Source organism: uncultured Ferrovibrio sp., from assembly GCF_937960835.1.
Lineage (GTDB): Bacteria > Pseudomonadota > Alphaproteobacteria > Ferrovibrionales > Ferrovibrionaceae > Ferrovibrio.
The window spans coordinates 183767-197546 of sequence record NZ_CALGPC010000013.1; the positions used below are offsets into that span (position 1 = coordinate 183767).

At 64.1% G+C, this 13780-nt stretch carries 12 protein-coding genes; 6 read left to right on the plus strand and 6 right to left on the minus strand.

The window, feature by feature from the left end; genetic code table 11:
- Positions 1 to 13: 13 nt before the first annotated feature.
- The 3 genes from Q0603_RS13660 to Q0603_RS13670 all read left to right on the plus strand — a co-directional run bounded on the left by Q0603_RS13660 (position 14) and on the right by Q0603_RS13670 (position 4540).
- Positions 14 to 598 carry a copper chaperone PCu(A)C gene (locus Q0603_RS13660; RefSeq protein WP_298726570.1) on the plus strand — a complete coding sequence of 195 codons (585 nt, stop codon included), beginning with the start codon at positions 14 to 16 and terminating at the stop codon, positions 596 to 598.
- 24 nt (positions 599 to 622) lie between these two features.
- Positions 623 to 2674, plus strand: a complete 2052-nt coding sequence (locus Q0603_RS13665) for a TonB-dependent receptor (RefSeq protein ID WP_298726572.1) — start codon at positions 623 to 625, stop codon at positions 2672 to 2674.
- A 132-nt stretch (positions 2675 to 2806) separates the two neighbouring features.
- On the plus strand, positions 2807 to 4540 hold the full coding sequence (locus Q0603_RS13670; protein WP_298726574.1) for an ABC transporter ATP-binding protein/permease: 1734 nt from the start codon (positions 2807 to 2809) through the stop codon (positions 4538 to 4540).
- 27 nt (positions 4541 to 4567) lie between these two features.
- Here the strand turns inward: Q0603_RS13670 and htpX are convergent, their stop codons facing one another.
- Positions 4568 to 5557 (minus strand): zinc metalloprotease HtpX, encoded by a 990-nt coding sequence (htpX, locus tag Q0603_RS13675; RefSeq protein WP_298726576.1) that lies wholly within the window; start codon positions 5555 to 5557, stop codon positions 4568 to 4570.
- Between the two features lie 114 nt (positions 5558 to 5671).
- On the opposite strand from htpX, the gene Q0603_RS13680 reads away from it, so the two are divergent.
- The 3 genes from Q0603_RS13680 to Q0603_RS13690 all read left to right on the plus strand — a co-directional run bounded on the left by Q0603_RS13680 (position 5672) and on the right by Q0603_RS13690 (position 7735).
- Positions 5672 to 5899, plus strand: a complete 228-nt coding sequence (locus Q0603_RS13680; RefSeq protein WP_298726577.1) for a succinate dehydrogenase assembly factor 4 — start codon at positions 5672 to 5674, stop codon at positions 5897 to 5899.
- Between the two features lie 134 nt (positions 5900 to 6033).
- Positions 6034 to 7254: an argininosuccinate synthase gene (locus Q0603_RS13685; protein WP_298726579.1), complete on the plus strand. Its 1221-nt coding sequence runs from the start codon at positions 6034 to 6036 to the stop codon at positions 7252 to 7254.
- Positions 7255 to 7516: 262 nt separating this feature from the next.
- The gene (locus Q0603_RS13690; protein WP_298726581.1) at positions 7517 to 7735 is read left to right on the plus strand and encodes a hypothetical protein; all 219 of its coding nucleotides are present in this window, start codon (positions 7517 to 7519) and stop codon (positions 7733 to 7735) included.
- A gap of 41 nt (positions 7736 to 7776) precedes the next feature.
- On the opposite strand, the gene Q0603_RS13695 is transcribed toward Q0603_RS13690, so the two are convergent.
- The 5 genes from Q0603_RS13695 to Q0603_RS13715 form a co-directional block, all read right to left on the minus strand.
- Complete coding sequence (locus tag Q0603_RS13695) at positions 7777 to 8685, minus strand: RNA polymerase sigma-70 factor (RefSeq protein ID WP_298726583.1); 909 nt, start codon at positions 8683 to 8685, stop codon at positions 7777 to 7779.
- A gap of 16 nt (positions 8686 to 8701) precedes the next feature.
- Positions 8702 to 9247 carry a hypothetical protein gene (locus tag Q0603_RS13700; RefSeq protein WP_298726585.1) on the minus strand — a complete coding sequence of 182 codons (546 nt, stop codon included), beginning with the start codon at positions 9245 to 9247 and terminating at the stop codon, positions 8702 to 8704.
- Between the two features lie 83 nt (positions 9248 to 9330).
- Complete coding sequence (locus Q0603_RS13705) at positions 9331 to 10623, minus strand: PepSY-associated TM helix domain-containing protein (protein WP_298726587.1); 1293 nt, start codon at positions 10621 to 10623, stop codon at positions 9331 to 9333.
- A 27-nt stretch (positions 10624 to 10650) separates the two neighbouring features.
- On the minus strand, positions 10651 to 11334 hold the full coding sequence (locus Q0603_RS13710) for a Fe2+-dependent dioxygenase (RefSeq protein WP_298726589.1): 684 nt from the start codon (positions 11332 to 11334) through the stop codon (positions 10651 to 10653).
- A 99-nt stretch (positions 11335 to 11433) separates the two neighbouring features.
- Positions 11434 to 13626 (minus strand): TonB-dependent siderophore receptor, encoded by a 2193-nt coding sequence (locus Q0603_RS13715; protein ID WP_298726591.1) that lies wholly within the window; start codon positions 13624 to 13626, stop codon positions 11434 to 11436.
- Positions 13627 to 13780: the final 154 nt, after the last annotated feature.

Sequence of the window (13780 nt, forward strand, 5' to 3'; positions counted from 1 at the left end):
CGGGAGTCGTCCCATGTCACATCGTCTTTCCGCGGGCGCCGCGGCGCTTGCCATCTCCGTCTTCGCCCAGTCCGTCATCGCGCTGCCTATCATCGCCCGGCCTGCCCTCGCCCATGACCACGGGCACCATGCTGCTTCGAGCCAGAAGGCCGCTGACCACCACCATGCCACGCCCGGCCATGCCGCGCCCGGTATGCAGGCAACCCAGAAGGTCGGCGATATCCAGATTCACCGGCCCTATGCCCGTGCCACGCCGGCCAAGGTCGGCGGCGTGTTCATGATCCTGCAGAATGCCGGCGGTGCAGCCGACAAGCTCATCAAGGCCGCCTCGCCGGTGGCTGAAAACGTCGAGCTGCATACCAATGTGAAAGACGGCGAGACCATGCGCATGCGCCAGGTCGAGGCGATCGAGATCCCGGCGCAGGGCAGGACCGAGCTCGCGCCCGGCGGCTATCACGTCATGCTGATCGGCCTGAAGCAGGCCCTGAAGGAAGGCGGCCAGTTTCCGCTGACCTTGACCTTCGAGAAGGCAGGCAGCGTGACGCTTGAGGTGCCGGTGACCAAGGCCGGCGCGTCCGGCGGCCATCACCACCACTAACGCGCCAGCCGACGGAGCTTCATCATGAAGATGACCGGCCTGCTTCGGGCAGGAACGGTGGCGCTTGGCCTGACGCCAGCCATCGCGGCGGCGCAGACCATCACCCCGCCCTTGAACGTTACCGCTTCACCGGATGTGCCATCGATGACCGTGCCCGATGCCGCAGAGGCGCGGCAGCGCATCGAGAAGACGCCGGGCGGCGTCGCTCTGGTGCCCGCCGAAGACGTCCGCGACGGCCGCGCCAACACCGTGAAGGACATCCTCGACTATGTGCCCGGCGTCTTCGCGCAGTCGAAATACGGCCAGGAGGATTCGCGGCTGGCGATCCGCGGCTCCGGCCTGTCGCGCAATGTGCATCTGCGCGGCACCCGCATCCTGCGCGACGGCATCCCGGTCACCGATGCCGATGGCGCCGGGGATACGATGGAGATCGATCCGCTGGCGGTGGATTATACCGAGATCTACAAGGGCGCGAATGCCCTGCAATACGGCGCATCCCTGCTGGGCGGCGCGGTGAATTTCGTCAGCCCGACCGGCCGCAGCCAGCCCGGTTTCCTGCTGCGCCAGGAACTTGGCAGTTTCGGCGCGCTGCGCAGCCAGTTCGGCGCAGGCGGCGTGCATGGTGATTACGATTACCACGTCACGCCGACCTACAGCCATTCGAACGGCTTCCGCGACCATACCGGGCAGTATTACCGGCGGCTCAACGGCAATTTCGGCTATCGCTTCGGCGGCGGGGCCGAGACCCGCTTCTTCCTCTTTGCCGCCGATATCGACCAGAAGACCCCAAGCGCGCTGACCAAGGCGCAGGCCTTGTCCAATCCGAAGCAGACCGCAGCCTCCAGCTTCCGGGGCAATACCAAGCGCAACATCGATGCGGTGCGCGGCGCCAACAAGACGACCTTCCTCACCGATACCGGCGAGATCACGGTGGGCGCCTTCCTGGCCAGCCGGAAACTCTTTCATCCGCTCTATGGCGGCTTCAACGCCGTGATCGACAATGACGAGATCAACGGCGGCGGCTTTGCGCGCTGGACCGATGAACAGCGGATCGGCGGCCATCGCAACGAGACGACGCTCGGCGTGAATTATTTCGCCGGCCAGATGGATGCCAGGCAGTTCGCCAATATTGGCGGGCGGCGCGGCAACCTGATCTCGGATTCCGATCAGATTTCGCGCAGCTGGGAAATCTATGGCGAGAATGCCTTCTACATTCTCCCTGAGGTCGCCGTGATCGCCGGGCTGCAGGGCAGCCTCGCCTACCGCGAATACGAGGATCATTTCCTTGGCAATGGCGATCAGAGCTTCCGGCGGCATTTCGACAGCATCAATCCGAAGCTCGGCATCCGCTGGGACGTCACGCCGCAGCATCAGCTCTTCGCCAACCTGAACTGGTCGAGCGAGCCGCCGCCCTTCTTTGAGCTTGGCACGACCACGGTGCAGCAGGATCTGAAGGCGCAGGAATCGAAGACGCTGGAATTCGGCGCCCGCGGGCGCAGCGGCGATCTCGCCTGGGATGCCGCGCTCTACCGCGCCTGGCTGGACAATGAGCTGCAGTACCAGACGATCGACAGCATCACCAATGTCTTCAACGCCGGCAGGACGATGCATCAGGGCGTCGAGCTCGGCGGCGCCTGGACCGCCCTGCGCGACAGCTTACAGCCGGGCGACAGAACCACCCTTCGCGCCGCCTATACCTTCAGCGATTTCCGCTTCGATGGCGATCCGGTCTTCGGCGACAACGACATCCCCGGCGCGCCGCGCCATTTCCTGCGTGCGGAACTGCGCTACACCCATGCGGACGGCTGGTATTTCGGCCCGAATGTCGAATGGGTGCCGCAGGGCTACTACGCCGACAATGCCAACACGCTGAAGACGGAGGCCTACGCCCTGCTCGGGGCGAAGGCGGGCTATGACTTCGACAACGGCCTGCGTATCTTCCTCGATGGCCGCAACCTGCTGGACAAGGCCTATATTTCCAACACCAATGTCGCAGCCACAGCGACGCCGGCCTCGGCCCTGTTCAATCCGGGCGATGGCCGCGCCATCTATGCCGGCATGGAGTTCCGCTGGTAGCGTCTTAAATTAATTTAACTCGGCGGCGAGCCGGGATTTCGCCATAGTGGTCGGGCCTGAAGCATATCGCTTCGGGCCCTTCCCGTTTTTTGCAGCCTCCAGTATTTGCGGTCTACAGTTTCTGAGGTCCGAATGTCGCGATTTGCCGCCTTCTTCCGCGCCGTCTGGTGTCTGGCCAAGCCCTATTTCCTCGATCCCCAGGTCCGCCTCGGCGCCTGGATGCTGCTCGTTGCCATCGTCGCGCTGAACCTGGCCAGCGTGGGCTTAAGCGTGTGGTTCAATTACTGGTACAACGATTTCTACAACGCCCTGCAGGAGAAGGATTTTGACAGCTTCAAGACCCTGCTGCTGTATTTTGCCGGCGTTGCCGCCGCCTTCATCGTCGTCGCCGTCTACAAATACTATCTGCAATCGCTGCTGGAGGTGCGCTGGCGCCGGTGGCTGACCGAGCATTGGGCACGCGACTGGCTGGAGGACAAGCGCTATTACCACATGCAGATGCTCGGGCTGGATACCGACAACCCGGACCAGCGCATTGCCGAGGATCTGCGGCTTTTTCCCGCCTATTCGCTGTCGCTGACGCTTGGCCTGCTCAATGCCGTCGTCTCGCTGGTTTCCTTCCTTGGCATTCTGTGGACCCTGTCGGGCGATTTCGCCATCGCCCTGGGCGGCACCGAATATCACATCCCCGGCTACATGGTCTGGGTCGCCATCGTCTATGCCGCCGCCGGCACCTGGCTGACCCATCTGATCGGCCGGCCGCTGGTGCGGCTCAATTTCGACAAGCAGCGCGTGGAAGCCGATTTCCGCTTCCATCTGGTGCGCATCCGCGAACATGCCGAAAGCATCGCCTTCCAGAATGGCGAAACGGTCGAGCGGGCCGGGCTGGAGCGGCGTTTTGCCGCGGTGTTCGACAATTTCATCGCCATCATGAAGCGCACCAAGCTGCTCATCTGGTTCACGTCAGGCTATGGCCAGATCGCCGTGATCTTCCCCTTCGTGGTCGGCGCGCCGCGCTATTTCAGCGGCGCTTTGCCGCTGGGCGGCCTGATGCAGACGGTTTCTGCCTTCGGCCAGGTGCAGGAGGCGCTCAGCTACATCATCAATGCCTATACCGAGATTGCCGAATGGCGCGCCGTGATCGAGCGTCTGACCGGCTTTCAGCGCGGCATGGAGAAGGCTCGCGCGCTCAGCGCCCGGTCGGCCATCGCGGTCTCACGCGAGGGCGACCGCATTGCGGTGAACGATCTCGCCCTTGGCCTGCCCGACGGCCGGGCGCTGTTGCAGGTGAATTCTCTTGCGCTGGCACCGGGCGAAAGCCTGCTGCTGCAGGGCCGCTCAGGCGGCGGCAAGACGACACTGCTGCGCGCGCTCGCCGGGCTGTGGCTGTTCGGCCGCGGCAAGGTGATGCGGCCTGCGGACGAGCAGAGCCTGTTCCTGCCGCAGAAACCCTATCTGCCGCTGGGAAGCCTGCGCGCGGCGCTCGCCTATCCACATGATCCGGCGCGTTTCAGCGAGGCGGATTATCGTGCGGCGCTGGAGGCACTTGATCTTGCGCATCTCGCGCCGCGTCTGGACGAGGAAGCGTACTGGACGCAGCAGCTTTCCGGCGGCGAGCAGCAGCGCGTGCAGCTTGCCCGCGCCCTGCTGCTGAAACCGCGCTGGCTCTATATGGACGAAGCGACGTCGGCGCTGGATGAGAAGACGGAAGCCAGGGCGCTGGAGGCGCTGCGGACCGGCCTGCCGGGTACGGCCATTCTCAGCATCGGCCATCGCCCGGCTTTGCGCGGCTTCCATCAGAAAAGCCTGGAGATCGAACCCGGCGCAGCGAAAACAGGCATCGCGCAGCTTATGGCTGCGACCTGACGCTTTAGCCTTGCCTTGGTCGGTGCTTCAGCCCCAGGGCCCGCGGCGGCGGGCATTGGCGGTACGGCCGCTGCGCGGCACCGAACCGGCGCCTCCCGCGCTCGCAACCGGGCCGGTCGACATATTCGCCGCCGCATAGGCCGGCGCGGGCCGGCTGCTGCCGCGCATGCTGGCGGCCAGCTGCATCAGGGCGGCGACGCGGTTCTCGGTACTTGGATGGGTCGAGAACAGGTTGTCCATGCCGCGGCCATGCAGCGGATTGACGATGAACATATGCGCGGTGGCCGGATTGCTCTCCGCCTGCTCGTTCGGGATGCGCTCGGCGCTGCGGCTGATGCGCTGCAGAGCCGAGGCGAGCCAGGTCGGATCGCCGGCAATCGCCGCGCCCTCGCGGTCGGCGGCATATTCGCGGCTGCGGCTGATCGCCATCTGCACCAGCATGGCGGCGATCGGCGCCAGGATCATGACCGCCAGCGAGCCGACGATGCCGAGCGGATTGTTGCGGTTGTCGGAATGGCTGCTCATGCCGAAGAACATGGCGAAATTGGCCAGCATGCCGATGGCGCCGGCAAGCGTGGCGGTGATCGTCATGATCAGCGTGTCGCGGTTCTTGATATGCGCCAGCTCGTGCGCCATCACGCCGGCGATCTCTTCGCGGCTCAAGCTGTGCAGCAGGCCGGTAGTGGCGGCGACGGCAGCATTCTGCGGGTTGCGGCCGGTGGCAAAGGCATTCGGCTGATCGTTGTCGATGACATAGACGCGCGGCATCGGCAGGCCGGCATTGCGCGCCAGCTCGGCGATCATGCCATAGAATTCCGGCGCGGTGCGCGCATCCACTTCGCGCGCGCCATACATCGACAGTACCATCTTGTCGCTGTTCCAGTAGGCGAAGAAGTTCATCACCGCAGCGACCGCCAGCGCGATGAGCATGCCGGACTCGCCGCCGATCAGAAAACCGACAGCGCCGAACAGGCCGGTCATCGCAGCCAGCAACAAACCTGTCTTCAGATAATTCATGCCTCAACCCTCGGTGCCGGACGGCCTTTGCAAGCCTGCTGGCGCACTATATGTAGGAAGGGACATAGTCCCTCCGCAAGACATCTCTTGCCGCTGCCGCCGGATGGAAAGCCTGTGACCGACAAACCTGTTTCTTCCTCTCAAGCGACCCTCGCCGAACTGGCCGAAGGCGGCAAAGCCGTCGACGACCGCCCGATCGACCCGGCCACCGGCAAGCCGCTGGCGCCGGCCCAGCCGGCGGTCAAGCTCACCCAGGCGCCCGGCGAGGAGGACGGTCCCAAAGGCCCGGAGCCGACCCGCTATGGGGACTGGGAGCGCAAGGGTATCGTCTCCGACTTCTGAGGCTGATTTTAGGCCCGATTAGGTCCGAATTGGGGCGGACAGCCCGCCACGGGCGGCTTGCGCCGCCCCGGCCCTTGCCTATACTCCGCCCGCTTTTCCGTTCCTTTTTTTGATTTCCCGACAGGAGTGCGCCGATGAGCGGCAGCAAGCGTGGCAGCGTCAAGAAGGTGGTTCTGGCCTATTCCGGCGGTCTCGACACCTCGGTGATCCTCAAATGGCTGCAGGAGACCTATGGCTGCGAGGTGGTGACCTTCACCGCCGATCTCGGCCAAGGCGAGGAGCTGGAGCCGGCCCGTCGCAAGGCCGAGATGCTCGGCGTGAAGCAGATCTTCATCGAGGACCTGCGCGAGGAATTCGTGCGCGACTTCGTCTTCCCGATGTTTCGCGCCAATGCCATGTACGAGGGCCTCTACCTGCTCGGCACCTCGATTGCCCGGCCGCTGATCGCCAAGCGCCAGATCGAGATCGCCCGCGAAGTCGGCGCCGATGCGGTCTGCCATGGCGCCACCGGCAAGGGCAATGACCAGGTCCGCTTCGAGCTTGGCTATTACGCGCTCAATCCCGACATCAAGGTGATCGCGCCCTGGCGCGAATGGGAGCTGAACTCGCGCACCGCGCTGATCGACTTCGCCGAGAAGCATCAGATCCCGATCGCCAAGGACAAGCGCGGCGAGGCTCCCTTCTCGGTCGACGCCAACCTTCTGCACATCTCCGCCGAGGGCAAGGTGCTGGAGGATCCCTGGCAGGAAGCGCCGGATTTCGTCTATTCGCGCACCGTCGACCCGGAGAAGGCGCCGGACAAGCCGGAATACATCGAGATCGAGTTCAAGAAGGGCGATCCCATCGCCATCAACGGCGAGAAGCTGTCGCCGGCTGCCCTGCTGACCAGGCTGAACGAGCTGGGCGGCAAGCATGGCATCGGCCGCCTCGATCTTCTGGAGAACCGTTTCGTCGGCATGAAGAGCCGCGGCATCTACGAAACCCCGGGCGGCACCATCCTGCATTACGCCCATCGCGGCATCGAGCAGGCGACACTGGACCGCGGCGCGGCGCATCTGAAGGACGAGCTGATGCCGCGCTATGCCGAACTGATCTATAACGGCTTCTGGTTCTCGCCCGAGCGCGAGATGCTCCAGGCGCTGATCGACAAGAGCCAGGAGAATGTCGAGGGTACCGTGCGGCTGAAGCTCTACAAGGGCTCCGCCAGCGTGGTCGGCCGCAAGTCGCCCAAGTCGCTCTACTCGCTCAGCCACGTCACCTTCGAGGCGGATTCGGTCTACGACCAGAAGGACGCGGCCGGCTTCATCAAGCTGAATGCGCTGCGGCTGCGGCTGCTCAACCGCCAGAAGAACTGAACGCAGCTCTCCCGCCAGACGGACTGCCATCGAAACGCGGGCCCAAAAGGCCCGCGTTTTTGTTAACCATCGTATTTATGTCACAGCGCGGGCCCAAACGTGCAGAAACGGGCCGAATATGTCACAGGCGGCCACGCGATGGTCGCAGCTCACGGTATCGGGTTCCGACTACACTGGCGGAAGTTCTGAAAGGGACTGCAGCGCCGCGTTCTCCTCCATGCTTTTCGCCAGCGGCCTGCCCCGTAGAAGACAGGAGGTCGCCATGGCAATCCGCAACGTCGGTCCGGTTGACGCCTACCGCCGCACGACCAATGCCACCGCACGGTGGCAGGAAGAATTGATCTGGCAGCGCGCCCTGCGCCGTCTGGATAAGCCCGGCCGCTCCCAGAAAACCAGGAAGAAGAGCATTACCAGCGTCTTCTCGCTGTTCCGCAACCGCCTGGGCAAGCATCTCGGCCGCCAGGTCGATATCTACGTCTGAATCTACGTCTGATCGTTAGTGTCTGATCGTAGTTACGGCCTCTACAGCACCGGCAGGCGCAAAAGCTTGTCGGGATTGCGCACGATGAAGACGTTGCGCACCAGCCCATCCGCGATATCCACCGCCATCGCCAGATACGGCGTTTCCCCCTGATAGAAGACCCAGCCCGGCTGGCCGTTCACCCGCGCCATGACGCGCCGCAGATCCCTGGGCTGCTTCGGCGCGATGCCAAGGAAGAAGCGTGCCACCTTGTCGGCGCCATGGATGACGTTCAGTGCAGCCTTCGCCTTGCCGCCGCCATCCGACCACAGCAGCACATCCTGGGCCAGCACGCCGGCAAAGGCCGCCGCATCGCCCGCCCGCGTGGCGGCGGCGAATTTCTCCGCCAGGGCGCGCGCGGCATTGCTGTCGGCGCTAAAGCGCGGCCGCTCTTCCCTGATCCGTTTGGCGGCGCGGCTGACGAGCTGGCGGCAGGCGGCCTCGCTCTTTTTCAGGATTTCGGCGATCTGCGGATAATCGTAATCGAATGCCTCACGCAGCAGATAGGCCGCGCGCTCGGCCGGACTTAGGCGTTCCAGCAGGACCAGCAAGGCCATCGAGAGATCGTCGGCCGTCTCGCCCGGCTCGGCGGCGACGTCGAGTTCGATCAGCGGCTCCGGCAGCCAGGTGCCGGGATACTGCTCGCGCTCCAGCTTGGCCTGGCGCAGGCGGTCGATGCAGATGCGGGTGCAGGCGGTCACCAGCCAGGCTTCCGGCACCTGGATCGCCGCCGTATCCGTGCGGTGCCAGCGCAGATAGGTGTCCTGCACGGCATCCTCCGCATCGCCCACCGTCGCCAGCATGCGATAGGCAAGGCCGAAGAGCCGCTTGCGATGCCGCTCGAAGATTTCGGCCTTGCTGTTCATCACATGACTGTCCATCACCAGGCTGTCCATCACCAGGCTGCCCATCGCCAGGCGCCCATCCTCAGGCCGCCTGCACGTTCACGAGGCTGCAGCTTTTCGCATAGCCGAGCGCGCGCTTCACCGCCGGATAAAACCGCGCAATGGCAATGCTGAACGCCAGTTCCATCATCGCAGCGCGCCCATACTGCCGCTCCAGGACAAGGCGCATATCTTCCATCTCCGGCGCATTGGCCGCAACCGCCCGCCCGAAGCGCCAGGCCAGCGCCAAAGGCTCGGGCAGCAATTCCGGCTTGCCATCGAGGGCGGCCTGCAAAAGACGCGGATTGATGCCGATGGCGCGGTCGATGTTCACATGGATCTGCACGCATTCGCCGCAATCCTCGGCCTGGACGGCGCCCAGCGTGGCGAAGGCGCAGATTTCCGCCGGCAGATTGTTCCCGGCATCGTTGCGGTTCATCATCGAGATGGCCTGCAGCTTGTCCAGAACAGGAGAGCCGAGCTCGGCCATCTCACGCATATAGTCGAGCCGCACGCCCAGCTGGCGTTCGGCCTCGATCACGCCGGCCATGGCCTTGGCCTTATTGTCGGAAAGAAAAGCTTGGGTCATTGCGATATCCTTCTGCTGCAAGGGATACCGCATAGACGGGCTGCCGGGCCTGCCCGTGACAGGCCCGGCAAAAAAATCGAAAACTATTCGGCGCTGACGGCGCGGCGCAGGGCTTCCTGCTTCGCCAGTTCGGTATTTCGCCGGTTCCGGCGCTTGATCCACCACATGAAGAAGCCGGTGACGGCGAAGACCGGCACGATCACGCCGGACACGAAGACGAGGAACTTGTACACCCCGCCCAGGCCGGTGCCGTAATGCAGCGCCCGCTGCCAGGCGACGATCGCCTCGCCGGCCGACATGGTCTTCGGATCGAAAACATCCATGACCCTGCCGCGCCAGGGGTCGATCAGCACGGTCACGATGGGCGCGCCGTCCTCATGGTCGCCGCGCACCATGCCGATGCGGATCGCCTGGGTCGGGCGGGTCGGCAGGAAGGCATTCAGGAAGCGGGCATCCGGCACGCTCTGCTGCGCCAGCTGGACGGCATCGCGCAGCGTCATCGGCATGCCGCCCGGCACCGGCTCGACGCGGGCCTGGAACATCGCCGCGCGCATGTCGCGGCTGGGGAAGATCGCACTGATGACGGCGCCGGTCTGCTGCGGGAAGGCGAGATAGACGCCGGTGAAATTCACCACCATGAACAGCAGCAGGGTCCAGATGCCGACCGCGCCATGCAGGTCGCGATGCAGCCGCAGGCCCTTCGCGCCCTTGCGGATGGTGAAGGCGGATTTCCACTGGCCTGGCCGCGGCCACCAGATGACGAGACCCGAACAGCCCAGCACCAGCATGGCGATGCCGAACCAGCCGACGATCTGCCGTCCCACCCCGCCGGAAATGAAGACATGGCCATGCAGGTCGTGGAAGAAGCGGACCCAGCCGCTCATCGCCTGCTGCGTCTCCAGCACCTGCAGCGATACCGGATCGAGCAGGATCTGCAGGCTGCCGGCAAAGGGGCTGACGGCGGGAACCGCGCCAGCGGCACCGCCGCTCTGACTGCCTTGGCCAGCCTGGTTTTGACCACCTTGCTGCGCGCCGCGGAAGGCCGGGCGCTCATTCGCCATGCCGGGCCGCGACAGGCGCACGGCGGCAGGCTCGCCCAGTTCGGCGGGCCAGCGCACGGCTATGGGAATGCGGCCCGGTTCGTTATTCGCCGCCACCGCCGCAGCCACCAGTTCGTCGGGCGAGCGCCACTCGCCTACCGTCGAGACACGCGGCTCGCCCTGGCCGAACAGATGCTCGATGTCATGCGCATAGACCAGGATGCTGCCGGTGATGCCCATCATCACCAGCGGCAGGCAAAGGATCAGGCCGACCCAGAGATGAATCTGCTGCAGCCAGTAGCGCAGGCCTTTGCGGGTTTTCGGTGACTTGGCCATTGAATGTCTCTTGTCTTCTTATGAGCCTCAGCTGTCGGCCCAGCGCCGCAGCAGGTTGTGATAGATGCCGGTCAGCTGGACCACCACCGGATCCTTGTGGGACTTCTCGGCTGCCAGTTGCTGGATCGAGCTATCGAGCTGGAACAGCAAGGTGCGCTGGCCATCGTCGCGCACCATGCTCTGCAGCCAGAAGAAGGAGGCAACCCGGGCGCCGCGAGTTACCGGCGCAACGCGGTGCAGGCTGGTCGAAGGATAAAGAACCATGTCTCCGGCGGGCAGCTTGACGCTGTGTTCGCCGTAAGTGTCTTCAACGATGAGCTCGCCGCCGTCATATTCCTCCGGTTCGGCCAGAAACAGCGTGCAGGACAGGTCCGTGCGGATGCGGAAATCGCCGCCGGCCGCCACACGGATCGAATTGTCGACATGAGTGCCGAACGTCTGGCCCTCGCCGTAGCGGTTGAACAGCGGTGGAAACACCTTCAGCGGCAGCGCCGCCGAGATGAAGAGCGGCGAGCGTTCCAGCGCATCGAGGATCACCTCACCGATCTGGCGCGCCGCAGGCGATCCTTCCGGCAGCTGCATGTTGTTTTTCGCCAGCGCCGACTGATATCCGGAGGTGGCGTTGCCATCGACCCATTCGGCGGCATCCATGATCTGACGGCATTGCGCCACCTGCTGTTTGGTCAGCACTCCGGGAATGCGCAGCATCATGGTTTCGACTCCCTATCGCGGTTTGCCGGAATGGAAACTGCCCCGCCCGGTATTGCCGGACGGGGCACGTATTTCCGACGCGGGTTTAGTAACGCGTACTCAGAACTTCACATTCGTCGTCAGCAGCGCCGTGCGGCCCGGCGCCACATAGGCAAAGCCGCCGCTGGTATGCGCGCTGTCATAATAGGTTTCGTCCAGCAGGTTGATCACGTTGAGCTGCAGCGACACGTTCTCCGTGACCTTGTAACCTGCCATGGCATCGAAGCGCCAATAATCCGGCAGCTCGCGGTCATTGGCCTGATTGGCATAGCGCTCCGACATGTAGAAGGCGCCGCCGCCGATCGTCCAGTCGCGGGTCAGGTCATACGTGGTCCACAGGCTGAAGCTGTGGCGCGGCACGTTCGGCATTTCGTTGCCGTCATTGGCTGCGTTCGGACCGTCATCGACGATCTTGCTGCGCATCAGGGTGTAACCGCCGAAAACTTTCCACTGCGGGGTCACACTGCCGCTGAAGCCCAGCTCGATGCCGTCGACGCGGGACTCGCCATCGAGGATGGTGGTGTTGCCGCCAAGATCGGCCACACGCGCATTGGTCTTTTCAGTGCGGAAGACCGCGCCGGTCAGCGACAGGCGCCGGTTGAACAGATCCCACTTGGTACCAAGCTCGTAGGTGGCGTTCTTCTCCGGATCGAGGTTGGCCGTGTTGGTATTGATCGACAAGCCCTCGGTGGACGGATTGAACGACGATCCATAGGAAGCATAGACGCTGCCATTCGGCGCCGGCTTGTAGACCACGCCCGCCTGCCAGCTCAGTTCGCTGCCATCGGAGGTCAGCTTCGGGGTCGCGTTGTTCTCGACCTCATAGCTGTCCCAGCGCACGCCGCCATTCACTTCGAACTGTTCGCTCAGCTCGATCGTATCGAAAGCGTAGACGCCGATGGTATCGGCCGTCGTCTTGGTGGTCGTTGTGCTGCGATAGGCGCCGGTATAGGGGTCATGCGGATTCGGATTGTGCAGATCCGCCGGGGGCGCATTGGTATAGGCCTGCTGGATGGTCTGCCCATAGGCGCCGGTCGCCGCATTGTTGAATTCGCGGCCGGTCGTCTTCGACTGCTCGCGCGTGACTTCGACGCCGGCGATCAGGCTGTGCTTGAGGCTGCCGGTTTCGAACTCGGACAGCAGGTCCGTCATGTTCGACAGGTAGGTGTTGACGCTGTCGCGCTGACGCACGTTACGGCGCACCTGGCTGTAGTCGTTGCCGTCGGGGTAGCCAGGCACGGTGACGACATAGTCGTTCTTCGATCGCGACAGGCGCAGCTGGTTGCGCAGCTGCAGCGAGTCGTTGAACTCATGCGTAAAGAGCGCCGTAGCGGAATCCGCTTCCATCTCCTGGAAGTCGCGGCCCAGAATGCCGTAGAAATTGTCACGGCTGACATTGACCGGCTTGCCGGTACGGGGATCGAAGGGATGGCCGTAATCGGGAATGCCGTCCGCCTCGAAATGGTAATAGCTGAGCGTCAGCTGGGTCGGCTTGTTCAGGCCGAAGGTCACCGAGGGGGCGAAACCCCACTTCTCCATCTCGACCGCGTCGCGGCCGGCCACTTCGCTGTCCTGATACATGGCGTTCAGCCGCAGCGCGACGCCGTCAGCCACAACCTGGTTGAGATCGGTGGTGACGCGCTTGGTCATGTCGGTGCCCAGCGTCAGGCTGCCGCCATAGGCATTCTCGGCCTTCGGCGTCTTGCTCACCAGGTTGATGCTGCCGCCTGTGGAGCCGCGGCCCGAATAGGCCGAACCGGCGCCTTTGACGATCTCGACCTGCTCCAGGTTGAAGGGGTCGCGGAACTGCGAGCCCTGATCGCGCTGGCCGTCGATGAAGATGTCGGACTGCGAATCGAAACCACGGATGAAGGGCCGGTCGCCATAGGCGATGCCGCCCTCGCCGGCGCCCAGCGTGACGCCCGGCACGGTGCGCAGCACCTCGGTCAGCGAGGACGAACCGCGCTCCTCGATCAGGCTCTGGGTGATCACCGTGACTGATTTCGGCGTATCCAGCAGCGGCGCGGTGAATTTCGGCGAAGCCGACTGGTCGACCTTGTAGTCGGTCGCCGGGTTGCTGATCCGCTGGCCTTCGACCGAAATGGTCGGCAACTGGGCCGGGGGTTCACTCGCCTGCTGGGCGGCGGCCGGGGAGGCGGCCACGCCGAGGGCGACGGCGGAGGCAAGGATGCTGGGCTTGGCCCGGCGGATCTTGAGCTGGCCAACGGTCGGTTGCGCAATAAAACTCATCATCCCCTCGAAATCAGGTTATGTCCTGGCTGGCTTTCCGGGGGAACCGGATGGCTGGCTTGGCGATGGCAGGAAACCGCTAATTTTTGAAGGAAGCCCGATGAAGACTGTCCGGTAGCGGACTATAACGAGTCGCAACTGGATTGCAACTCATTCT